Annotated in this window: 19 protein-coding genes; 5 read left to right on the top strand and 14 right to left on the bottom strand. The window is 65.3% G+C overall.

Annotation, left to right across the window (positions count from 1 at the left end):
* Positions 1-4 precede the first annotated feature (4 nt).
* The 8 genes from EPD66_RS09700 to EPD66_RS09665 form a co-directional block, all read right to left on the bottom strand.
* Entirely contained in the window at positions 5-3,109 is a 3,105-nt protein-coding gene (locus EPD66_RS09700; protein ID WP_142848300.1) for a PAS domain S-box protein, read from the bottom strand.
* 69 nt (positions 3,110-3,178) lie between these two features.
* Positions 3,179-4,564, bottom strand: a complete 1,386-nt coding sequence (gene pgmG, locus EPD66_RS09695) for a phosphoglucomutase/phosphomannomutase PgmG (RefSeq protein WP_142848299.1) — start codon at positions 4,562-4,564, stop codon at positions 3,179-3,181.
* Between the two features lie 27 nt (positions 4,565-4,591).
* Complete coding sequence (locus EPD66_RS09690; protein ID WP_142848298.1) at positions 4,592-6,235, bottom strand: alpha-D-glucose phosphate-specific phosphoglucomutase; 1,644 nt, start codon at positions 6,233-6,235, stop codon at positions 4,592-4,594.
* 49 nt (positions 6,236-6,284) lie between these two features.
* Complete coding sequence (locus tag EPD66_RS09685; protein ID WP_142848297.1) at positions 6,285-7,598, bottom strand: UDP-glucose/GDP-mannose dehydrogenase family protein; 1,314 nt, start codon at positions 7,596-7,598, stop codon at positions 6,285-6,287.
* Between the two features lie 87 nt (positions 7,599-7,685).
* A complete protein-coding gene (gene galU, locus EPD66_RS09680; RefSeq protein WP_142848296.1) occupies positions 7,686-8,555 on the bottom strand; it encodes a UTP--glucose-1-phosphate uridylyltransferase GalU in 870 nt (289 codons plus the stop codon).
* Positions 8,556-8,700: 145 nt separating this feature from the next.
* Positions 8,701-9,480 carry a molecular chaperone DnaJ gene (locus EPD66_RS09675; RefSeq protein ID WP_142848295.1) on the bottom strand — a complete coding sequence of 260 codons (780 nt, stop codon included), beginning with the start codon at positions 9,478-9,480 and terminating at the stop codon, positions 8,701-8,703.
* A 3-nt stretch (positions 9,481-9,483) separates the two neighbouring features.
* Positions 9,484-10,179: a VWA domain-containing protein gene (locus tag EPD66_RS09670; protein WP_142848294.1), complete on the bottom strand. Its 696-nt coding sequence runs from the start codon at positions 10,177-10,179 to the stop codon at positions 9,484-9,486.
* 20 nt (positions 10,180-10,199) lie between these two features.
* Entirely contained in the window at positions 10,200-12,266 is a 2,067-nt protein-coding gene (locus EPD66_RS09665; protein ID WP_142848293.1) for a molybdopterin oxidoreductase family protein, read from the bottom strand.
* A 74-nt stretch (positions 12,267-12,340) separates the two neighbouring features.
* Between EPD66_RS09665 and EPD66_RS09660 the strand changes: the two genes are divergently transcribed.
* Together EPD66_RS09660 and EPD66_RS09655 are read left to right on the top strand one after the other, a co-directional pair.
* Positions 12,341-13,420 (top strand): NAD(P)/FAD-dependent oxidoreductase, encoded by a 1,080-nt coding sequence (locus EPD66_RS09660; protein ID WP_142848292.1) that lies wholly within the window; start codon positions 12,341-12,343, stop codon positions 13,418-13,420.
* Positions 13,420-14,505 carry a hypothetical protein gene (locus EPD66_RS09655; protein WP_142848291.1) on the top strand — a complete coding sequence of 362 codons (1,086 nt, stop codon included), beginning with the start codon at positions 13,420-13,422 and terminating at the stop codon, positions 14,503-14,505. The genes EPD66_RS09660 and EPD66_RS09655 overlap by 1 nt, the downstream gene beginning before the upstream one ends.
* A 191-nt stretch (positions 14,506-14,696) precedes the next feature.
* Here the strand turns inward: EPD66_RS09655 and EPD66_RS09650 are convergent, their stop codons facing one another.
* The 3 genes from EPD66_RS09650 to cobD all read right to left on the bottom strand — a co-directional run bounded on the left by EPD66_RS09650 (position 14,697) and on the right by cobD (position 17,098).
* The gene (locus EPD66_RS09650) at positions 14,697-15,533 is read right to left on the bottom strand and encodes an SDR family oxidoreductase (RefSeq protein WP_142848290.1); all 837 of its coding nucleotides are present in this window, start codon (positions 15,531-15,533) and stop codon (positions 14,697-14,699) included.
* A gap of 125 nt (positions 15,534-15,658) precedes the next feature.
* Complete coding sequence (locus EPD66_RS09645; RefSeq protein WP_142848289.1) at positions 15,659-15,904, bottom strand: hypothetical protein; 246 nt, start codon at positions 15,902-15,904, stop codon at positions 15,659-15,661.
* A 180-nt stretch (positions 15,905-16,084) separates the two neighbouring features.
* Entirely contained in the window at positions 16,085-17,098 is a 1,014-nt protein-coding gene (gene cobD, locus EPD66_RS09640) for a threonine-phosphate decarboxylase CobD (RefSeq protein WP_142848288.1), read from the bottom strand.
* A 246-nt stretch (positions 17,099-17,344) separates the two neighbouring features.
* On the opposite strand from cobD, the gene EPD66_RS09635 reads away from it, so the two are divergent.
* The 3 genes from EPD66_RS09635 to EPD66_RS09625 all read left to right on the top strand — a co-directional run bounded on the left by EPD66_RS09635 (position 17,345) and on the right by EPD66_RS09625 (position 20,282).
* Positions 17,345-18,403 carry a Glu/Leu/Phe/Val dehydrogenase dimerization domain-containing protein gene (locus tag EPD66_RS09635; RefSeq protein ID WP_142848287.1) on the top strand — a complete coding sequence of 353 codons (1,059 nt, stop codon included), beginning with the start codon at positions 17,345-17,347 and terminating at the stop codon, positions 18,401-18,403.
* Positions 18,404-18,446: 43 nt separating this feature from the next.
* Positions 18,447-19,076: a MarC family protein gene (locus EPD66_RS09630; protein ID WP_142848286.1), complete on the top strand. Its 630-nt coding sequence runs from the start codon at positions 18,447-18,449 to the stop codon at positions 19,074-19,076.
* A 180-nt stretch (positions 19,077-19,256) separates the two neighbouring features.
* Entirely contained in the window at positions 19,257-20,282 is a 1,026-nt protein-coding gene (locus EPD66_RS09625) for a Fe(3+) ABC transporter substrate-binding protein (protein ID WP_142848285.1), read from the top strand.
* 233 nt (positions 20,283-20,515) lie between these two features.
* On the opposite strand, the gene bluB is transcribed toward EPD66_RS09625, so the two are convergent.
* From bluB to cimA, 3 genes are read right to left on the bottom strand one after another with little or no spacing between them, the layout of a single operon-like run.
* On the bottom strand, positions 20,516-21,163 hold the full coding sequence (gene bluB / locus EPD66_RS09620; protein ID WP_142848284.1) for a 5,6-dimethylbenzimidazole synthase: 648 nt from the start codon (positions 21,161-21,163) through the stop codon (positions 20,516-20,518).
* Between the two features lie 35 nt (positions 21,164-21,198).
* Positions 21,199-22,032 carry an RNA methyltransferase gene (locus EPD66_RS09615; RefSeq protein ID WP_142848283.1) on the bottom strand — a complete coding sequence of 278 codons (834 nt, stop codon included), beginning with the start codon at positions 22,030-22,032 and terminating at the stop codon, positions 21,199-21,201.
* Between the two features lie 3 nt (positions 22,033-22,035).
* Positions 22,036-23,628: a citramalate synthase gene (gene cimA, locus EPD66_RS09610; RefSeq protein ID WP_142848282.1), complete on the bottom strand. Its 1,593-nt coding sequence runs from the start codon at positions 23,626-23,628 to the stop codon at positions 22,036-22,038.
* Positions 23,629-23,665 lie beyond the last annotated feature (37 nt).

Raw genomic sequence — 23,665 nt, 5'->3', positions numbered from 1 at the left:
TCCCTCAGGCCTTGAGCGGCAGAGTGTCGAGCACGAGATGCGGCGGCAGATACACTTCGGCACGGGTCCCCTGGCCGAGCGCGCTGCTCAACGTCAACTCCCCGCCATGCAATTCGATGAAGGATTTGGTCAGCGGCAGCCCCAGCCCGGTGCCGTCATAGCGGCGCGACAAGGCGCTGTCCACCTGGCCGAACGGTGCCAGGGCCTTGACCAGGTCCTGCGTGCTCATGCCGATGCCGGTATCCGTGACGGCCACGATCAGCCCGCCATCGGCGCAGCGTTCGGCAGAAATCTGCACCGACCCGCCGGGCGGAGTGAATTTCACCGCGTTGGAAAGCAGGTTGAGCAGGACCTGCTTGAAACGGCGCTCGTCCACCATCACGGAGGGCAGGTTCGGAGGCAGGGTCTCGCCCAGGAAGATGCGCGCAGTCTGCGCCCGCTCCCCCACCAGCCGCAAGGAAGCCCGCACCAGCGGCGCCAGATCCACCGGTTCGGGATGTAGTTCCAGATGGCCGGATTCCACCTTGGACATGTCGAGGATCTCGTTGATCACCTCGAGCAGGTGGCGGCCGGAATCGTGGATGTCCTGAGCATATCCGCGATAGGCAGGCACCCCCAGCGGCCCCATCATCTCCGAACGCAGGATGTCCGAGAAACCGATGATGGCATTGAGCGGCGTGCGCAATTCATGGCTCATATTGGCCAGGAATTCAGACTTTGCGCGATCGGCCAGCTCTGCTGCCTCCTTCGCCTGGCGCAGTTGCTCCTTGGCCTGCTTGTGGGCCGAGATATCCTTGATGATGGCCTGCACGATCTGGCGTTCGCCAAGGGTGACCAGGGACGCGGAAATATCGGCGGGAAAGAGACTGCCGTCCTTGCGGCACATCTGGATGTCGCCAACCAGCGCACTGCCCTGCCGCAGGGCCTGCTCGAAGGCGGCGCATCCGCGCTCCCGCGCCGGACCGGGCTGGTAGAGGCCGGCGACGTTCATACCGTTCAACGCCTCGCATTCATAGCCCAGCACTTCCTTCGCCTTACGGTTCCCTTCCCGCACGCGGAATTCCTCGTCGACCAGGATGATGGCATCGGGCGCGTCATTGGTCAGGGCCCGGTATTTCTCCTCGGACCGGCGCAAGGCTTCCTCGGCGGTTTTACGGGCGATAATGTCCTGGATCAGGCTGAAATAGCCTTTCACAGCGCCATCCTCGCCGAAATGAGGAAGGAAGACGACGTGTATATGGCGGCTGGAGCCGTCGGCAAAGCGGATCGTGTCCTCGGAATCCACCTCCCGCCCTGCCAGGACCTCCTTCAATTTTCCTTCCATGCATTCGAAGACGCCTTCTCCGAACACGTCCAGGATCGTCCGCCCGATCAGCGACGCAGGGGAAAGGTTGAGCCATTCCTCGTGGCGCTTGTTGGCGAAGCGGAAACGATGCTCGCTGTCGCAGTAGCTGATCAGGGCCGGCATGGCATCGGTGATCAGGCGGATGCTCTGTTCGCTCTGCCGCAGGATCTCTTCCGCGCGCTTGCGTTGCGCGACTTCCCGTTCCAGTTCGCGGGTCCGTTCCTGCACCCGCCGTTCCAATTCGTCATGGGCCTGCTGCAGGGCCTGTTCGGCCAGCTTGCGGGAAGTGATGTCCTGGACCGTGCCCCGCATCCGCTTGCCGCACCCCTCCTGTTCCGGCACCAATTCGCCCTGTTCCAGGATCCACAATTCCCTTCCATCGGGATGCCTGAGGCGGTGCTCGCAGCGAAAGGGCTCCTGCCCGTTCAAGGTCCGCAGCAGGGCGGATTCCACCCCCGGATGGTCTTCCTCGGGGATGACTGTCAGCATGGTTTCGTAATCGGGCGTGGAACCAGGGGCGAAGCCGGTAAGGCGGAAGACCTCGTCCGACCACCACAAGGTTCCGCTTTCGATGTCCCATTCCCAATTGCCCAGCTTGGCGATGCGCTGGGCCTCGGCCAGCCTTGCCCGGGCCCCGTCCAGTTGCTCGGCCAGATGGCGATAGCGCTCCTCGCTGGCACGCAGATCCTCGATCGCCTTCATCCGCTCGGTGATGTCGATGCCGGTATGGATCATGAAGCGCACCGAGCCGTCCTGATGGTTCAGGACGGTATTGGACCAGCGGATGCGCCGCCGCGAGCCGTCACGGTGGATCCAGTCGTTCTCATAGGTCCCGCCCAAGCCCCCCTTGAGCAGGCGCCGCATTTCACGGGCCAGCCCCTCCCGCTGTTCCGGCGGGATGATGATGTCCAGGAAGGGTTTGCCGACGATTTCCGGCGCGCTGTAGCCAGAAAGTTGCTCGGCCATGGGATTGAAATGAACGATGCGCCCTTCCGGATCGCTCACCGCCACCACGGCCCCCGTGGTTCTCACCACGGCACTGACGAAATCCCGCTCCTCGCGCAGGGCCTGTTCGGCCCGGCTGCGTTCGGTGATATCATTGGCATAAAGATGAACCACGCCGTCGGTACTGGGATGATAGGTCCAGCTCAGGACACATTCATCCAGTTCGACGATCACATCCCTCTGCGTGCGCTGTTCCGACAGGCAGGCCGTGACGAGGGAAAGGTGGCCGGGCGGCAACAGCCGCGCCACATCCCCCAGCCCAAGCTGGCGGCTCAAACCCTCTGCCGCCGAATTCCGATAGATCACCTGCCCGTCCGCCGCGGCGGCCAGGATGGGATGGGGATGTTCGCGGGGAAAAGCGGCCAAGCGCCTGTTTTCTTCCAGCAGACGCTTGCGTTCGCAGGCATGGCGCAGGGTGCGGGCAAGCAGGCTGCCATTGGTCAGGCTCTTGATCAGGTAATCCTGGGCACCGTGGCGCAGCATCTCCAGGGCAAGGCTGTCGTCGTCGGAACCGGTCAGCGCCACCACCGGCACGGCAGGCGCCACGGCCAGGACCGCCGACAGGCAATCGAGGCCACGCCCGTCCGGCAAGGTCAGATCGAGCAGAACGACATCGAAATCCCCTTCCCCCGCCAGACGGCACCCCTCGCCCAAGTTCTCAGCCAGGCTGAGACTGAAGGCATCGGAGCCTTCCTCGCCCAACCAGACCTTCACCAGATGGGCGTCGGCCGGATTGTCTTCAACCAGGAGTACACGCATTCCTTCCCCACGGGGCAACTCGCCCAGTGACCATTTAGCAGGGATGGAAGCCTGTTGGGAAGGGTTTGCTCAAGCGGCCTGGAACGCGATGCCGCTTGCCGCCAGTTGTTCCTCCAGCAAGGCCGTCATGGTCTTCAGCCCCTGGGCAGTCTTGGCCTCGCAACGGGCGACCAGCACCGCCTGCGTATTGGAGGCCCGAAGCAGCCACCAGCCTTCGGGACGGCGCACCCGCACGCCGTCGATATCAACCATATCGGCCCCCTGCTCCTTCAGCCGCGCCTTGACCTCCTCGATCACCGCGAATTTCCGGTCTTCGGGGCAATCGAAACGCAACTCAGGGGTGTTCACCGGGTGCGGCAAACGGTCATGGCGGTGGGCCAGGCTCTCATATTCCGACGAAGCCACCACGTTCATCATGCGTATGGCGGCATAAAGCGCGTCGTCATAGCCGTAATAGCGGTCGGCGAAGAAGATGTGGCCGCTCATCTCGCCGGCCAGCGGCGATCCGGTTTCGGCCATCTTGCTCTTGATCAGGGAATGGCCGGTCTTCCACATCAGCGGCGTGCCGCCCATCCGTTCAATCTCGTCGAACAGGGTCTGGCTGGCCTTGATGTCGGCGATGATGGTGGCCCCCGGCTGGTCGGCCAGCACTTCCTCGGCCAGCAGAACCATCAACTGGTCGCCCCAGAGGATGCGTCCCTGGCCGTCCACCACGCCGATGCGGTCGCCGTCGCCGTCGAAGGCGATGCCCATATCGGCCTGCTCGAACAGCACCGTATCCTGCAACTTGACCAGATTCTTGGGCTCGGTCGGATCGGGGTGATGGTTCGGGAAAGTCCCATCCACATCGGCGAATAGCAGGGTATGGCGGCCCGGCAGACGGTCGGTCAGCTGCTTCAGGACGGCCCCCGCCGCCCCGTTGCCCGCATCCCAGACCACCTTCAGGTCGCGCTTGCCGCGATAATCCTGGACCAGCCGCTCGACATAGCGCTCGGCGACGGATTCCTCGACAGCCTCGCCCTTGCCCTCGGCGAAGTCGCCGCCGGCGGCGATCTCGCCCAGACGGCGGATATCGGCGCCGAAGAAAGGCTTGCCGCCCATCACCATCTTGAAGCCGTTATGGTTCGGCGGATTGTGCGAGCCGGTGACCATGATGCCGCCATCGGCCCCGCTGACCTTGGCGGCGTAATAGAGCATCGGCGTCGGCCCGAGACCGATGCGGCGGACCTGCATGCCCGTCACCACCAGCCCCTCGACCAAAGCCGCCTCCAGTTCCGGCGATGAGAGGCGCCCGTCATAGCCGACGCAGACGACGCGCCCGCCCTTCTGCGCCAGCATGGTGCCGAAGGCGCGGCCGATGGCCCGCGCATCCGCCGCCGAAAGCGTCTCACCGACGATGCCGCGAATATCGTATGCGCGCAGGATGGTGGGGTGAAAGCGGTGGCTCTGGCTCATGCGGCCCATCCTCTTCCCTTTCCGGCTTCAAGTGATGACGGTCGGCGTGTCGCGGCCGGTGCGACGGGAAATTTCGGCCAGATCCTTGGCAATGGCGATCAGTTCGGCCAGGGCGTCCTGGTTGTCCTGGTCGTGCTTCTCGGGATCGGGTTCGTAGCGTTCCATATAGATCCGCAAGGTCGCCCCCGCCGTGCCGGTGCCCGACAGGCGATAGACGATGCGCGAGCCATCGGTGAAGACGACTCGGATCCCCTGCTTCTTGCTGACCGCCCCATCCACCGGGTCGGTGTAGCTGAAGTCGTCATTGAAGGCAACTTCGAAGCTGCCGATACGGCGTCCCTTCAGGGCCAGGTTGCGCAGATGCTCCATCACCCCTTCGGCGGCTTCGGTATCCAGGCCTTCGTAATCGTGGCGGGAATAGTAGTTGCGGCCATATTGGCGCCAATGGCCGCGCACGATCTCGTCGATCGCCTCGCCCCGCGCCGCGACCACGTTCAGCCACATCAGCACGGCCCACAGGCCGTCCTTCTCGCGTACATGGTCCGAGCCGGTGCCGAAGCTTTCCTCGCCACATAGCGTGGCCTTGCCGGCATCGAGGAGATTGCCGAAGAACTTCCAGCCGGTCGGGGTTTCCCAGCAGGGAATCCCCAGGGCCTCCGCCACGCGGTCGGGCGCTTGGCTGGTCGGCATGGACCGCGCGATCCCCTTCAACCCCTCGGCATAGCCCGGCGCCAGATGAGCGTTGGCCGCCAGCACCGCTAGGCTGTCGCTGGGGGTGACATAGAAATTCCGGCCCAGGATCATGTTACGGTCGCCATCCCCATCCGAGGCCGCCCCCATATCGGGCGCGGCGGGACCGTTCATCACCGCCACCAGATCATGGGCATGGACCAGATTGGGGTCGGGATGCCCCTGGCCGAAATCGGGCAGAGGCTTGCCGTTGATCACCGAACCCGGCACCGCGCCCAGGCGCTTTTCCAGGATCTCGCAGGCATAGGGGCCGGTCACCGCATGCATCGCGTCGAAGCAGATGCGGAAGCCGTCGTGGAACAAGGTGCGGATGGCGTCGAAATCGAACAGGCTTTCCATCAACTCGGCGTAATCCTCCACCGGGTCGATGACCTGCACCACCATGCCCCCCAAAGCGGTCTCGCCGATCTGGTCGAGATCGACATCGGGACAGTCGAGGATGCGGTAGCTAGTGATCTGGCGCGTGCGGGCATGGATGGCTTCCGTCACCTTTTCCGGTGCCGGGCCGCCGGCCGCGGTATTGTACTTGATGCCGAAATCCTCGTCCGGGCCGCCGGGATTGTGGCTGGCCGAGAGGATGATGCCGCCGAAGGCACCGTATTTGCGGATGACGCAGGACGCCGCTGGGGTGGACAGGATGCCACCCCGCCCCACCATCACCCGTCCAAAACCATTGGCGGCGGCCATCTTCAGGATGACCTGCACGGCCTCGCGGTTATAGAAGCGGCCATCGCCGCCCAGGACCAGCGTCTGACCCTCGAACCCTTCCTGGGTGTCGAAGATCGACTGCACGAAATTCTCGAGGTAATGGGGCTGCTGGAAGACCTTGACCTTCTTACGCAGGCCCGAAGTGCCCGGTTTCTGGCCTTCGAAAGGAGTGGATTCCCGGATGATGACTTTGATGGATGGTTCTGTCGCCATGGTCTTTCCGGATGGAGCGGTGGGGCCGCCAAGGCCCCGCCGGTAGGGATCAGTTGACGCCGGGACGTCCGACGCAGCGATAGGTGAAGCCCGCTTCGGCCATGTCGGCGGGATTGTAGATGTTGCGCAGGTCGACCATGATCGGGCGCTTGAGCAGGCTCTTCACGCGGGTCAGGTCGAGGGCGCGGAACTCGTTCCACTCGGTCAATATGGCGAGCGCGTCGGCGCCGTCCATGGTGTCGTAGGCATTATCGCAATAAACGATGTCGCTCAGCAGCTTGCGCGCCTCGTTCATGCCTTCGGGATCGAAGACGCGGACCAGGGCCCCCTGCTTCTGCAAGGCCGGGATGATGTCGAGCGAGGGGGAATCGCGCATGTCGTCGGTATTGGGCTTGAAGGTCAGGCCCAGCACCGCCACCGTCTTGCCCGCCACGCTGCCGCCGCAGGCGGCGACGATCTTGTCGGCCATGCGCTTCTTGCGCTGCTCGTTGATGTCGACCACCGTCTCAATGATGCGCAGGGGCGAGTTCTTGTCGCGCGCCGTGCGCACCAGGGCCAACGTGTCCTTGGGGAAGCAGGACCCGCCATAGCCCGGGCCGGGATGCAGGAACTTCTTGCCGATGCGCCCGTCCAGGCCGATGCCGCGCGCCACGTCGTGGACATCCGCACCCACCTGCTCGCACAAATCGGCAATCTCGTTGATGAAGGTGATCTTGGCCGCCAGGAAAGTGTTGGCGGCATATTTGATCAGCTCCGACGTCTCCAGGCTGGTGAAGACGATGGGCGTCTCGATCAGGTAAAGCACCCGGTAGAGCTGGCGCATCACCTCGCGGGCCCGCTCGACCTCGGTGCCGATGACCACGCGGTCGGGCCGCATGAAGTCGTTGATGGCCGAACCCTCGCGCAGGAATTCCGGGTTCGAGACCACGTCGAATTCGGCATCGGGGCGGGCTTCGCGGATGATCCGCTCGACCTCGCGGCCCGTCCCCACCGGCACGGTCGACTTGGTCACGACCACCGTGTAGCCCTCCAGCGACTGGGCGATCTCGCGCGCGGCGGCATAGACATAGGACAGGTCGGCATGCCCGTCGCCGCGGCGCGAAGGCGTGCCCACGGCGATGAACACCGCATCCGCCCCCGCCACCGCCTCGGCCAGGTCGGTGGTGAAGGACAGCCGGCCGGCGCGGACATTGCTCTCGACCAGCTTGTCCAGGCCGGGCTCGTAGATCGGCATGATATTCTGCTTCAGCCGCTCGATCTTCTCCGCGTCCTTATCGACGCAAACGACGTTGACGCCGAATTCCGAGAAGCAGGCACCAGAAACCAGGCCGACATAGCCGGTGCCGATCATTGCAATACGCATGGCGATTCTTTCCTTGCTCTTAGAAGCGTGCCGGGGCTGCTAAGCAGTTTCGAAGCTACCGACAGGGCCGATCTATGTAGCGCGGTTCTACTTGACGAAAGATTGAACGACTTCCGCCACCTGATCATGCATATCCTCGCGAGCCAGGGCAAAAGCGATATTGGCGGACAGCCAACCCACCTTGTCGCCGCAGTCGTAGCGGGTACCTTCGAAGCGCAGTCCGTGGAACGGCACGCCGCCGATGGTCTGGGCGATGGCGTCCGTCAGCTGGATCTCGTTGCCCGCACCCTTCTGCTGCTTGTCCAGGAATTCGAAGACGCGGGGATGCAGGATGTAGCGCCCGGTGATGGACAGGGTGGACGGCGCCGTTTCCGGATCGGGTTTTTCGATCAAGCCCTTGGCACGTGCGATGCGGCCGTTGTCGTGTTCCACGTCAAGGATGCCGTAACGCTTCACATGCTCGCGCGGGACATCGATGACCGCGACCACGTTGCCGCCCACTTCCGTGTGCAGGTCGACCATCTGACGCAGGCAGGGGGTCTTGGAGAGGATCAGGTCGTCCGGCAGGATGACGGCGAAAGGCTCGTTCTCGACCAGGTCCCTGGCGCACCAGACGGCATGGCCCAGCCCCAGGGGCTCGGTCTGGCGGGTATAGGACACCTGGCCGGATTTAGGCATCCACGAGGTGACCATCTCGATTTCCTTGAACTTGCCGCGCTCGGAGAGCGTGCGTTCCAAGTCGGGAGCATGGTCGAAATGGTCTTCCAGGGCCGTCTTGCCGCGTCCGGTGACGAAGATGAAGTGTTCGATTCCGGCGGCGGCGGCTTCCTCCACCGCATACTGAATCAGCGGCTTGTCCACCACCGGCAGCATTTCCTTCGGCATCGCCTTGGTTGCCGGAAGGAAACGGGTACCCATGCCGCCTACAGGAAAAACCGCCTTACGCACGCGACGCATAGAGAAATCCTTTCTGATAGTAACGGAATCAGCCCTACAGCACATGGCCTCTGAAACCACGTGCTGTATGTGCCATGCCTCCAGGCCCCGCGCAACCGGCGCCTGACGGAGTATTTAGGCCATCATATGGATAATAGAGGCGGAATTAGGTCGAAAGCAAAAGATCGCGGGCTTCATTCAACTTGGCAGCGAGCCAAGAGGAACCGCCCCGGTCGGGATGGGCCCCGGCCATAAGACGACGATGGGCGGCCTTGATGTCTTCGGGCGTAGCCCCGGGGGACAGCCCCAAAATGGCCAAGGCTTCCTCACGGGTCATGGGGCCGGAACCGGAGGAAGAAGAAGCTTCATCCTGATGTGTCCGCTCGCGCCATTCCGGCCAAGTACGGTCGAGCCAGGCTTCGACCAATTGGCGCGATTGTTCATCCGACGCCGCCTCGGACAGCAGCGCCAGCCCTTCCGCTTCCGTCAATTCCTCCAGCCTCCGCCCGGCCATGCTGCCGGACAGCACTTCGCCCGAGACCCGGCCGGTGGCATGATCCAGGAACATGCGCAGCAGCGGCGTCTCGATGCTGGAGGTCTGGCCGGAAGATTCCCGGCCTGCGGATGAGGCACGGCCCGAGGCGGTACCGGCGGCCGGTCCCGCCATCCCGCCGCCCAAGCCCTGGATCATGCGCAGCAGTGGAAGCAGGCCGAAGATGCGGGGCAGCATCCGCAAAGCGCGCCCGAACCAGGGCAGCAAGGCGGCGAAAGCGGCGAACAGCCAGTTCAGCCGCCCCGTCACCGCCAGCAGCACCAAGGCCACGACCGCCAGGAACAATCCCGCCCAGCGCAGGTTGCGCAGCACCGCACCGGGCGAGGCCGTCGCATACCAGCGGGCGAGCAGGATGAAGCCCACCAGCAGGACCACCCCCAGCAGCAGGGCCATGGCTCAGCCTCCGCCCATCTGGTGAGTCAGGCGCAGCACCTCGCCGCCCCGGCGCTTGCCGTAATCGGCCAGCGCCTTGCGCCCCCCGGCGGCGAAAACCGCCACGGCGGACAGCAGCTCGCGCAGTTGTTGCGGACTGGAGGCGTCGAAGCGGCAGCAGGCCCCGCCCGACAGCCGCGCCATCTCGGCGAAGGTGGAGGCGGCATTGGGATCGGTGCCTTCATGGAACAGGAAGAGCGGAACCCCCAGCAGCCCCAGCTGTCCGGCCTTGTGGCACAGGATGTCGGGATTCTCCTCGACCGCATCGCCGACGAAGACCAGGGCATTGACCTTGTTGCGCCCGGTTTCCTTGATGGCATGGTCGAGCAGGCGTCCGATCTGGGTCTGGCCGCCCCGGCAGGATACCGCCGTCATCCGCCGCGCCAGATCCTCGGACTGCGCGGTCCAGGGGCTGGCCTGGAATTCCCCGAAACCGCGATACCAGGCAAGCTGGATCAGCAGGCCGCCCAGGGATTTGGTCTCCTGGAACATCTCGGCCTGGATATGGACGGCGCGGTCCCAGCTATGCTGCCGGCTGGCCGTGGCATCCATGGCGAAGATCAGACGCCCCTGCGGCCCCGGCGCCGGTTTCGGCGCCGAAGCGAGTTTGTTCAGGAAAGCGTCGACTTCGCCCTTCGCGGGCAGGTTTTTCTCCGTCATGACCAGACGAAGATAGTGAGTCAGGCGGGCTTGAGCCAGACGGCAGTATCATGAAAGGCGGCCCCGCCCGCCGGCTGCACGGCTTCCGCCCCGACCAGGGTGTTGATCCCCGCCCCGCCGGGAAAGTCGTTGCTGCCCCAGATGCCTTCCACCACCACCGTGCCCCGGCGCAGGCCCTCGAAGGGACGAAGATGCAAAGCGGTCTCGCCGCGCCTGTTGCCGATTCGCACCAGACCGCCCTCCGCCAGGCCCAGAGCGGCGCAATCCTCGGGATGCAGCAGCGCCGTCGGCCGCTGGGCCTGACTGCGCGAGGTCGGCGTGTCGTTGAAGCAGGAATTCAGGAAATGGCGCGACGGCGCCGTGACCAGGCGGAAGGGATGCTCGTCATCGGCCGCTTCCGTCACCGCCCAGTGGTCCGGCAGGGCGGGCATGCCCTCGGTATCGCTGCCCACCGCCGACCAATCGGGCTTGAAGCGGAAGCGCCCGTCCGGCCAGCCGAAACCATCCAGGAAATGGGCCGTCTCGAAGGGCAGCGCCCGGTCCGCCCAGCCTTTCTCGTAAAGCTCGTCCGCCCCCGGCAGGCCGGAACGCCGCAGGGTATCGTCGACCAGTTCCCAGGCCGTCATCCCGAAGGCCGGATGCGCGGCCCCCAGACGCTGGGCCAGATCGTTGATCAGGTCGTGATTGCTGCGCGCCTGGCCCAGCGGCTCGATCACCTTGGGCGCCACCTGGACCAGGGTATGACCATAGGACTGCACCAGATCGTCATGTTCCAGGAAGGTCGGCGCGGGCAGCACCAGATCGGCCAGCAGCGCCGTTTCCGTCATCACCTGCTCATGCACGCAGAGGAACAGGTCCTCGCGCAGCAAGCCCTGCCGCACCAGGGCGGATTCCGGCGCCACCAGGGCCGGATTGGTGTTCTGCACCAGCATCACCGTGACCGGCGGGCCCCCCGCCAGATCGTCCGGCTCGTTGGCCAGCACCCGGCCCAGGCGGCTCATATCCAGGTTGCGGACCTTGCGCTTGCGATAGTCCTTCGCCTGCACGAAGGAGGCATCGATATCCGCCGTGGCCGAATTGCTCTGCACCGCTCCACCGCCCGGATGGCGCCAGGCACCGGTGATGGCGGGCAGGCAGGCGGCGGCATGCATCGAGACGGCGCCGTTCCGGCTGCGGGAAAAGCCATAGCCCAGCCGCAGGAAGCTGCGCTTGGTCCGCCCGTAGATCTGGGCGAAGGCCAGGATTTCCTCTTCCGTCAGGCCGGTGATCTCGGACGCCCAGGCGGGATCACGGGACGCCAGATGGGCTTCCAGTTCCGCCGCGCCGCTGGTGTAGCGCTCGATATAATCGCGGTCGGCGAAGCCTTCCTTGAACAGCACATGCATCACCGCGCAGGCCAAGGCGCCGTCGGTGCCGGGCTTGAGGCACAGATGCAGGTCGGCCTTTTCCGCCGTCGGCGTGCGATAGGGGTCGATCACCACCAGCTTGGCGCCACGGTTGCGCTTGGCCTGCTGGATCAGGCTCATCAGATGCACCTGGGTCGCCACCGGATTGGCGCCCCAGATGACGATCAGATCGCTTTCAGTCATTTCCCGGGGATCGAGGCCGCGCTTGACCCCGGCCCCGGCCATCCAGCCGGTCCCGGCGACGGTGCTGCAGATGGTTTCCTTCAGCCCCGACCAGCCCATGACATGGCGCAGGCGCTTGGTCGAACCCTGCTGCACCACGCCCAGCGTGCCGCCATAGAAGTAAGGCCAGACCGTTTCCGCCCCATGGCGTTCGGTCGCCTGCCTGATCTCCGCCACCAGCCGGTCCATGGCCTCGTCCCAGGTGATAGGGCGGAAACGGCCGCTGCCCTTGGGCCCGTCGCGCAGAAGCGGCGTCTCGATCCGGCCGGGATTATGGACGCGCTCGGCATAACGGGCGACCTTGGCGCAGAGGATGCCGTCGGTATAGGGCATCGCCCCGCCATGCAGCCGCCCGACCTTGCCGTCCGGCAGCACCTCGGCCTCGACGGCGCAGGCACTGGGGCAGTCATGGGGACAGGCGGTTCTCAGGCGGTTCGACGCATTGATCCGGTTCGACACGGGCAACTCCTTCTTCCTGCGCGCAGTCTATCATTTCTTCCGCAGTCAGGAAGGGGCTGCTATTCTCCGCCATCATGACCGAGACCATAGATTGCGCCGTGATCGGCGCCGGTGCCGTAGGATTGGCCGTCGCCCGCGCCCTGGCGCTGCGCGGGCGCGAGGTGCTGGTCCTGGAAGAAGCCGGGGCCATCGGCACCGGCACCTCCTCGCGCAACAGCGAGGTCATCCATGCCGGCATGTATTATCCCAAGGACAGCCTGAAGGCCCGCCTCTGCGTGCGCGGCAACCGCATGCTGCGCGATTTCTGCAGCGAACGCGGCGTCGATTTCGCCATGACCGGCAAGCTGATCGTCGCGACCGACGAGGCCGAGGACCGCGTGCTCGACGGATTGATGGAGAAGGCACGCCTCAACGGCACCGAGCCCCTGCGCCGCCTGACCGCCAGCGAGGCCCGCGCACTGGAGCCGGAACTGTCCTGCGTCTCGGCGCTGTTCTCGCCCGCCACCGGCATCCTCGATTCCCATGGCTACATGCTGGCCCTGCAAGCCGAAGCCGAAGCCCATGGCGCCCAGGTGGTGTTCAACACCCCCGTCACCGGCGGCCGGGGCCGGGTGATCGAGACGGGCGGCGCCGATCCCATGACCCTGTCCTGCCGCACCGTCGTCAATTGCGCCGGGCTGGGCGCCCAGAAGGTCTCCCAGGCCCTGGGGCTGGACAAGGTGCCGCCGCTCCATCTGTGCAAGGGCAACTACTTCCTTCTGTCCGGCAAGCGGCCTTTCTCGCGGCTGGTCTATCCGGTGCCGGTCGGCGGCGGGCTGGGTATCCATTACACGCTCGACCTCGCCGGCCAGGGGCGTTTCGGCCCCGACACGGAATGGGTGGACGGCATCGATTATCAGGTGGACGCACGGCGCGCCGACGTCTTCTACGCCTCCATCCGCCGCTACTGGCCGGACCTGCCCGACGGGGCGCTGCGCCCCGGCTATGCCGGCATGCGGCCGAAGATCCTGCCCCAGGGACAGGCCGCCGCCGATTTCCTGATCCATACCCGGCGCGAGCATGACGCCGAAGGTGTGGTCGCTCTTTACGGTATCGAATCCCCCGGCCTGACCGCCTCGCTGGCGCTGGCCGAGATGGTCGCGGAGTTGACCTGATGAAAACGCTTGCCCTGTTCTCCTCGCTGGCCCTGTCCGGTCTGCTTCTGACCTCTCCCGCCCAGGCCCAGGGGCGCAACATGCCCGACCCGGGCAGCTTCTCCGAACCGCTGATTGTCGAACCGGACCAGGTTCCGAACTTCCGCCGCTCCATGCGCGCCATCGTGGGCGAGATCTCGTCCTATGCCAAGACGCGCGACCCGAACTTCCTGGTCCTGGTGCGCGACGGTCTGGAACTCGCCCAACGCTCAGACCGCGAGGTGCAACTGGACGAATTCCTCGCCGAAGGACGCGACGACGTGATCATTCCGTCCCAGGGCACGCTGGAACGGGTCTATCTGCGCGCCGTCGACGGCTTCGTGCTGGACGGCACCTTCTGCGGCCGCGACGAATGGGACCGCGCCACCAGCGCGGGCGATACCGAGGATACCCTCGCCCTGGCCCAGACCGTGCGGCGCGAAGGCCCGCGGATGCTGACGGTGGAGCATTGCGGCAAGGCCGACCTGCGCAGCAACGCCCATCGCCGCGCCGCCTCGGCCAATATGCTGGCCTATGCCGAGGGCGGCCAGCAGATGGCAACCATCCCCAGCGGCCGCCCCTGGGGCGAGAATGCCGAAAGCGTGATGTCGCTGGCGGCCGCCAGGAACTTCCTGCTGCACGAGGATTCGCGGAGCTGGGACAGCCGGGCCGACTGGATCGCCGCCTTGCGCGGCACCAATCACGATTTGCTGATCGTCAATCCCTTCCACCGCATGGCCGATCCGCTGACGCGCGAGGAAGTGCAGAAGCTGAAATACAAGAGCCTGGGCAGCCGCCGCCTCGTCTTCGCCTCGATGAGCCTCGGCATCGCGCGCGAGACCGGCTTCTACTGGAACAAGGACTGGCGCCTGGGCAATCCCGCATGGCTGTCCGCCCCCGCCACCGTGCCCGGCAGCTATGTGGTCGATTACGAGGCCGAGCCCTGGAAGGACATTCTGGGCCGCACCATCGCCGGCATCATGGATTTGGGATTCGACGGCGTGATGCTCGAAGACGCCGACGCCTATTTGTTCTGGGAAGCGCGGATGCCGCTGAACTTCTTCTAAAGAGAGCTTGCTGAAACACAGATAAACACGAATAAACGGCTATATACCCGAGGGCATCCACACCTTTTCCTGTCATTCCCGCGAAAGCGGGAATCTAATCTATCGTGTCACAGCATAGCCCCCCGCTTTCGCGGGGATGACGATTTGAAGAGCAAATATATCTGCGCTCTTCCATGCCCTGAAATTCCAATCTATTTCTTTGGCTTTATCTCTTCCCAATCCTCATCCGTCAAAGCGGACAAGAAGTTGAACTGCCCGGCGCCTTGCAGCCATTCACCGCCGTCGATGGTGACGACTTCGCCGTTGATATAGCCGGCTTCATCGGCCAGCAGATAGGTGGCGAGATTGGCGAGTTCGGCATGGTCGCCGACGCGGCCCAGGGGATTCTTGCGCTCGAAGGTATCGGCCAAGTCTTCGCGCGGGACCAGGCGCTCCCATGCGCCCTTGGTCGGGAACGGGCCTGGCGCCACAGCATTGAGTCGGATGCCGCGCCCGCCCCATTCCACGGCCAGGCTGCGGGTCATGGCCAGCACACCCGCCTTGGCCATGGCCGAAGGCACGACGAAGGCCGAACCGGTCCAGGCATAGGTGGTCACCACCGACAGCACGGAAGCCTTGCGTCCTTCCGCCAGCCAACGCTTGCCGCAGCCCAGAGTCACATAGGCGGTGCCGTGCAGCACGGTTGCCAGCACCGCATCGACGGCGCGGTGCGACAGGCCTTCGGTACGGGCGATGAAATTGCCTGCGGCATTGTTGACCAGGGAATCCAGCGCCCCCTTGGCCCAGGCCTGATCCAGCATGGCGTCGACGGCCGCCGGATCACGGATGTCGCAGGGAATGGCCTCGACCTCAACGGAATGAAGCTTGCGGAATTCCTCGGCCGCTTCCTCCAGCACCTCGGCCCGGCGCCCCGTCAGCACCAGATCGGCCCCCAGTTCGGCGAAGCGCCCGGCCATACTTCTCCCCAGCCCGGTTCCGCCGCCGGTAACCAGGATGCGCTTGCCCTTCAGCAGATCGTTCTTGAACATGACCTCTCCCGCATCGGTGTTGGACCGACAGGGTGCGGGGGACCTCCGCTTCGGTCAAGACGGCAGCGGCAGGAAAGGCGGCATAGGCCACCCCTCCCCCCGAGCCCTTCAGTCGTTGGTTTTCCTCAATGGATATTGGACACGCCGGAGATGACGAAGCCTTCCTCCGGCGGATAGCGGCGGGCGGCCAGTTGGCGGGCCTCGCCTTCGTCATGGGCCTGGACCACTTGGCGGTTGATGTCGGCCCAACGGTCGGAATAGCGGGTGTGGTGCTTGTTCTGCTTCAGAAGTTCGCGGACTTCCTGGTTGTAGAGCTGGACCTCGAAACTTCTGCAACCCGGCTTGGGGCAATCGAGCGGATCCGTGAGCATTCAGCCTCCCGAAGACGTTGCGACGCTTGCGGGCCGGGGCGGCTGGCGGGCCGGCGCGCTCCGGTCCATCGGAAAGAACCATGATTCCACGCCTGCCCAACGGGGAGAAAGACCTCGAACTGGATAGATCGGGGCGCAAGCGACATACGCAAATCTAGCCCGCACGAATGGAGCGGGCTCTCAGCCGCGCCAGTCCGCCAGGGCCTGGGCGAGACGCCGACGCGCCGCGTCGTCGGGAGGCAGGCCGAAGCGCAGCCAGCGCGGCGAATGGGAAAAGGGACGTACCAGGATGCCCGACCGCGCCAGATGCTCGTACAGTGCCCAGGCGCGCGGCGCACCGGCCAGACGGAACAGGCTGGTGCCGCCGATGATCGCCAGACCGGCCTGGCGCAGCACCTCGTCCAGCATCCTCGCCTCCTCCGCCAGCCGCGTGCGCATGGCCTCGGCCCAGTCGCGGTCGGCCAGGGCCCGGCACCCCACCGCCACGGCCGGGCCGGGCACCGACCAGGGTCCCAGCCATTTCCGCAGGCAGGCGGCCAGATCGGGCTCGGCCAGGGCGAAGCCCAGGCGCAGCCCGGCGAGGCCGTAGAACTTGCCGAAGGAGCGCAACACCACCATGCCGGTCCTCAGCCGCCCGGCGGCGGACAATTCCGGCGTGACGTCGCAAAAGGCCTCGTCCACCACCAGCAGGCCGCCGCGCGCGGCCATCCTCTCGGCCAAGGCGGCCAGGGCCTCGGGGTCATGGGAACGGCCGTCGGGATTGTTGGGATTGACCACTACGATCACGCGCGCCAGGGTCTCGGCTTCCTCGGGGTCGGCCTCGACCACCTCATGCCCCCAGCTTTCCCAGGCCTTGGCATGCTCGCCATAGGTCGGGCCGCTGACCGCCACCATCCCCGGCGGCAGCAGGCGCGGCAGCCATTGGATCAGGGCCTGGGTCCCCGCCGCCGCCGCCACATGGTCGGGGCCGGGCGCGCCATAGCATGCCGCCGCCGCCTCGCGCAGCCGCAGGTCCGCACCGGCATCGGGCAGCCGCGTCCAGCTCTCCGCCGTCAGGGCGGGAAGCGGGTAGGAATGGGGATTGATGCCCGTGGACAGGTCAAGCCAGCCCTGGTCCGGACGCCCGAAACGCGCCTCGGCCCCGGCCAGATCGCCGCCATGCACGGGCAAGCCGCTGCTGGGATCGAAAATCATGGGGCAAGGCTGTATCACCCGCCGCCGCGCGGATCAAGGGCGGGGAAACAAGCTTTCCGAAAGACATTCTCCGGCGAAATTATTTAGCGCATCTAAACATCGGAAAGAAAGTCTAAGTCTTTCTTCTTTCCCCATGCTGAATTGCTGCGGCGCACGAATTGAAGGCTTTTGTACCCCCCGCCAAATCTAAAAAAAGAAGGACGGCAGCCGTCTCGGCCAAGTCCATAAGAAATGGGAGGAAAAGCGATGCAGGTCTTCGACGCCCCCGATTTCGACCAACACGAACTGGTGCTGCATTGCCAGGATCGCGCCAGCGGCCTGCGCGCCCTGATCGCCCTGCACGACACCACCCTGGGCCCGGCCCTGGGCGGCTGCCGCATGTGGCCCTATGGCAGCGAGGACGATGCCCTGCGCGACGTGCTGCGCCTGTCGCGCGGCATGACCTACAAGGCGGCGCTGGCCGGGCTGCCCTTCGGCGGCGGCAAGGCCGTCATCATCGGCGATTGCCGCCGCGACAAGACACCCGCCTTGATGGCCGCCTTCGGCCGCAAGGTCGAGGCGCTGGGCGGGCGCTACGTCACCGCCGAGGATGTCGGCACCACGGTCGCCGACATGGATGTCTTGCGCAAGGTCACTCGCCATGTCCTGGGCATTTCCGGCAGTTTCGGCGATCCCTCGCCCGCCACCGCCCGGGGCGTGCTGGCCGGTATCCGCGCCGCCCTGGCCCATCGTCTGGGCAATCCAGACCCCAAGGGACGCCGCATCGCCCTCCAGGGGCTGGGCAATGTCGGCTTCGCCCTGGCCCGCCTGCTCCGGGAACAGGGAGCAAGGCTGGTGGTGGCCGACATCCATGCCGATGCCTGCGCCCGGGCCGCCGCCGAACTGGGCGCCGAAGTCACCACTCCCGACAAGATCGCCGCCACCGAGGCCGACGTCTTCAGCCCCTGCGCCCTGGGCGGCGTACTGAACGACGACACCATTCCCCGCCTCAACGCCCCCATCATCGCCGGGTCCGCCAACAACCAGCTCGCCGACGCGCGGCACGGCGCGATGCTGGCCGAAAAGACCATCCTCTACGCCCCCGACTACGCCATCAACGCGGGCGGGCTGATCTATGTCGGCGGCGAGCGGCTGGGCTGGAACAAGCCCCAGGCGCTCGCCCGCGTCGATTCCATAGGAGACACGCTGGCAGAGATCTTCCGCCGCGCCGAAGCCGAAGGGCGCCCGACCGCCGCCCTTGCCGACGAGCTGGCCGAGGAGCGGTTGCGACAGGCACGCGAGAAAAAAGCGGCGGAGGCAGCCTAACCACCCTATGTCTGGGTGGCCGTAACTGCCATGGAGCGACCGGTTGGACACCCAGACGCTTCTCTATAACTTCACCGCTTTCTTCATCATCATCGATCCGGTGGGCACGGCGGCGATCTTCGCCGTCATGACCCACGGCCAGACCAACCATCAGCGCCGCAGCATGGCCCTGCGCGCGACATTGCTGGCCTCGGTCATCCTGTTCGTCTTCGCCTTCATCGGCGAGCCCTTGCTGACCGCCCTGGGGATCGGCCTGCCGGCCTTCCGCGTGGCGGGCGGCGTGCTGCTGTTCCTGCTGGCGGTGGACATGGTCTTCGCCCGCCAGTCCGGGCTGCGCTCGGTCACCGACACCGAGGACCGCGAGGCCGTGCGGCGCGAGGACATCACCGTCTTTCCCCTCGCCTTCCCCTTGATCGCCGGTCCCGGCGCCATGACGTCGGTGGTGCTGCTGATGGGGGAAGCCGCGGGCCGCCCCTTGCCGACGGCCGGCGTCCTGGGCGTGCTGGGGGCAGTGCTGCTTCTGCTGCTGATCCTGCTGCTGGTCGCGACCCGGGTGCTGCGGGTGCTGGGCCAGACGGGAGCCAATGTGATCAGCCGCCTGCTCGGCGTGTTGCTGGCAGCCCTGGCCGTGCAATTCATCTTCGACGGCCTGGCCGAGGCCCTGCGATTGTAATACCGGATCGTACTACCAAACCCTCTTTTACTCTTATTGTTCCTATGCTAATCCTGCGCTCCGATTGAGAGGCATTCGCATTACCCACTTGCCAAGGCTCCTGCTTGGGAAGCATACTGGCCAAGAATTGCGAACAACTAGCAATCGCATTTTTGAATCTCGGGGAGAAAGGGTTACCTGATGCGTCTTCATGCTCGTCTTATCGGCTTCGCCGTCGCCGCCGCCACCGTGGCCGGCGCCACTGCCGTGCAGGCCGCCGAGGTCAATGTCTATTCCTCCCGCCAGGATCACCTGATCAAGCCGCTGCTGGACCAGTACAGCGAAAGCACCGGCGTGCAGGTCAACCTGCTGAGCGGTTCCGCCGAGCAACTGATCGAGCGCCTGAAGAACGAAGGGGCCAACAGCCCCGCCGACGTGCTGATCACCGTCGACGTCGGCAACCTGCACAGCGCCAAGATGGCCGACGTGCTCCAACCCATTTCCTCGCCGGTGCTTGACAGCAACGTGCCCGCCAACTACCGCGATTCCGACGGCAACTGGTATGGCCTGTCGCGCCGCGCCCGCGTGATCTTCTACAGCAAGGACCGGGTGCAGCCGTCCGAACTGTCGACCTATGAAGCCCTGGCCGGCGACGAATGGAAGGGCCGCATCTGCATCCGCTCGTCCGGCAACATCTACAACCAATCGCTGCTGGCCGCGATGATCGCCACCGAAGGCGAGGAAAAGGCCGAAGCCTGGGCCAAGGGCATCGCCGAGAACATGGCCCGCCAGCCCCAGGGCGGCGACCGCGACCAGATCAAGGCCGTGGCGGCCGGTGAATGCGACGTCGCCATCGCCAACACCTATTATTTCGGCAACATGGCCGCCTCGGATAATGCCGAGGACAAGGCCGTCGTCGAGAAGATCGGCGTGTTCTTCCCGAACCAGGGCGATCGCGGCACCCATGTCAACCTGTCGGGGGCCGGTGTGACCAAGGCCTCGAAGAACAAGGAAGAAGCGATCAAGCTGATCGAGTACCTGACCTCGGACGAGGCCCAGGAATGGTACGCCCAGGTCAACAGCGAATATCCGGTGAAGCCGGGCGTGGCGGTCTCGCCCATCCTGGCCAGCTGGGGTGAATTCAAGGCCGATGCGGTCCAGGCCCAGAAGCTTGGCGAGAACAACGCCGCAGCGGTCAGGATCTTCGACCGGGTCGGCTGGCGCTGACGAGACGAGGCGGGGGAGAAATCCCCCGCCTTTTTCTTTTCCGCATCCTGTTAGGCGTCTCAGGCGGGAGGATCAGGATGTTCCTATGGCGCGGCCTGAAACCAGGGTCCCTGCGGGCCCTTTTGGAATTCCTTGCCGGTAGGCGCAAGCCCGGCAAGCTGGCGGCAAAGCCTGCGACGAAGCCACCGGACAAACCGAAGCCTAAGTAATACTCCTCCGCCCTTTGTCCCGGCTTAGCGCCGCAGGACGAATTTTCCCATCTCTTCCCGGTCCTGCCAGCCGAGGCGGACCAGTTCCGGGTCGGCATGTTCCTCGACCGGATAGCCGATGCAAAGATAGGCGACCAGGATCCAGTCCTCAGGGACATCCAGGTCGGCGCGCACCCGGACGGGGTCGATGATCGAGACCCAGCCCACCCCCAGGCCCCAGGACCGTCCCGCCAGCCACAGGGTATGGATCGCCGCCACCACCGAATAGTCGATGGTCAGCGGCATGGAACGCCGCCCCAGGCCATGGCCGGTCTCGGTGTCGCGATCGGCGAAGACCGCCAGATGCACCGGCGCGTCGTCCAGCCCGGCCAGCTTCAGCCGGGCATAAAGGCGGGCCCGCTCGCCCGAATAATCCTGCAGGGCTTCGGCATTGCTGGCGATGAAATTGTCCCGCACGGCCGCCCGTCGCACCGGGTCCTCGACATGGACGAAACGCCAGGGCTGGCTGTTGCCCACCGAAGGCGACAGGCAGGCCAGTTCTATCAGGCGGTCGATCAGCGTCCCATCCACCGGATCGGTACGGAACCGGCGCACATCCCGCCGCCAGACGATCAGGTCCTCCAGCTTCCGCCGGAAGGCGCCATCGAAATCCGGCTTGCCGATCTCCCCCATCGCCCTTCCCCTTTTTCAGTTCGACGGAAGCCGCCCTATTCTTCCTCCCGCTCCGTCTTGCCCCGGCGGGCGGGGATGCCGACGCGGCGGCCATGCTCGTCGCGCAGGGTCACCAATTCGGTAACGACGCCGTGCAGGGTGCGGACTTCCTGCGTGGTCAAGCCGGCGCGCTGGAACATGTTGCGGATGTTGCGCACCATGCTGGGGCGCTTCTCCTCATTGCGGAAGAAGCCGCACTCGTCCAGTTCGCGTTCCAGGTGGTTGAAGAAGCCCAGCAATTCTTCCTTCGTCGCCGGGCCGGTATGACCCAGGCTCATCTGCTGGGGCGGGGTCTCGTCGCCCGCCTGATACCATTCATAGCCGATCACCAGCACCGCCTGCGCCAGGTTCAGCGAGCAATAGGCGGGGTTGAGCGGCACGGTCAGCATGGCATCGGCCAAGGCCAGGTCGTCGTTTTCCAGGCCGTTGCGCTCGCGCCCGAACAGTACGCCGCATTTCAGCCCCTGCGCCGCCTTGGCGTGGATTTCCGTCGCGGCCAGGCGCGGCGTGACCACCGGCTTGGTCATGAAGCGGTTGCGCCCCGTCGTGGCATAGACATAGTTCAGGTCGGCGATCGCTTCTTCGGTGGTGTTGTAGACCTTGGCCCCTTCCAGCACCGAGACCGCCCCCGACGAGGCCGCCTGCGCCTTCTCGGACAGCCAATTCTCGCGCGGCGCGACCAGCCGCATGTCGGTCAGGCCGCAATTGAGCATGGCGCGGGCCGCCGTGCCGATATTCTCGGACAATTGGGGATGGACCAGGATGATGCTGGGCCCCTCGCCGTTCAGCACGCTGGGGGCCGGCTGCTTGGACGAATCGGTTCCGGCCATGATCTACGCCTCGGCTCCGTCGCGGAGCAGTTTATAGACGATACTGTCGTAGAGGGCGCCGAAGGACGCGTCGATGACGTTGGCCGAGACGCCGACGGTGGACCAGCGTTCCCCCTGGCCGTCGGCGCTTTCGATCATCACGCGGGTGACGGCGCCGGTGCCGGCCTGCGGGGTCAGGATGCGGACCTTGTAATCCACCAGCTTCAGGTCGGCCAGTTGCGGATAGCGATGGACCAACACCTTGCGCATCGCGGCGTCCAGCGCATTGACCGGGCCGTTGCCCTCGGCCACCGTCATCATCCGCTCGCCGCCCAGATCCACCTTGATGGTGGCCTCGGACAGGGTGATCAGTTCGCCCTTGGCGTTCCAGCGCCGCTCGTCGATGACGCGGAAGGAGTTCAGGCGGAAGAATTCCGGCACATGCTCCAGCGCCCGCCGCGCCAGCAATTCGAAGCTGGCCTCGGCGCCGTCATAGGCATAGCCGTTGTATTCGCGCTGCTTCACTTCCTCGACGAGGCGCGCGACCTTGGGGTCATTGGCTTCGACATCCAGGCCGATCTCGCGGAAGCGGGCCAGGATGTTCGAACGCCCGGCTTGGTCGGAGACGACGATATGGCGGCGGTTGCCGACCAGATCGGGAACCACGTGTTCGTAGCAGCGGGGATCCTTCTCGACCGCCGAGACATGTAGCCCGCCCTTATGGGCGAAGGCCGATTCGCCGACATAGGGGGCGTTGCGGTTGGGCGCGCGGTTCAGGCGCTCGTCCAGGGCGCGGGAGACATGGGTCAGACGCGTCAGGTCGTTGGCCGAGACCCCCGTCTCGAAGCCCATCTTGAGCATCAGGTTGGGGATGATCGAGATCAGGTTGGCATTGCCGCAGCGCTCGCCCAGGCCGTTCAGCGTACCCTGGATCTGGCGGGCCCCGGCGCGCACGGCGGCCAGGGAATTGGCCACCGCCGATTCGGTGTCGTTATGGCAGTGGATGCCCAGATGGCTGCCCGGTACGATTTCCGTCACTTGGCGGACGATGTCTTCCACCTCATGGGGCAAGGTGCCGCCATTGGTGTCGCACAGCACCACCCAGCGCGCGCCGGCCTCGTAGGCGGCGGCGATGCATTTCAGCGCATAGGCGGGGTTGCCCTTGAAGCCGTCGAAGAAATGTTCGGCATCGAACATCACTTCCTCGGCCTTGCTGCGCGCATGGGCGATGCTCTCGCCGATCATGCGCAGGTTTTCCTCCAGATCGATGCCCAGGGCGGTCTGGACCTGGAAGTCCCAGCTCTTGCCGACCATGGTCACGACGCGGGCCTTGGTGGTCAGCAGCGCCTGGAGGCCAGGATCGTTCTCAGCCGAGCGCCCGGCCCGGCGGGTCATGCCGAAGGCCGAAAGACGGGCACGGTTCAGGGAAGGAGGATTCTCGAAGAAGGCGTCGTCGGTGGGGTTGGCACCCGGCCAGCCGCCTTCCACGTAATCAATTCCCAACCTGTCCAGTTCGCGCGCAATCGCCACCTTGTCGGAAACAGAGAAATCGACGCCCTGTGTCTGGGCCCCGTCACGCAGGGTGGAATCGTACAGATAGACGCGCTTGTCGCTCATTGCCGGATATCACTCGCCCCAAGGGAAAGTTACGAAA

The organism is Telmatospirillum sp. J64-1, assembly GCF_006980715.1.
In the GTDB taxonomy this organism is placed as follows: Bacteria; Pseudomonadota; Alphaproteobacteria; order Rhodospirillales; family Magnetospirillaceae; genus Oleiliquidispirillum; species Oleiliquidispirillum nitrogeniifigens.
This window is presented reverse-complemented; position numbering and strand designations above follow the sequence as displayed.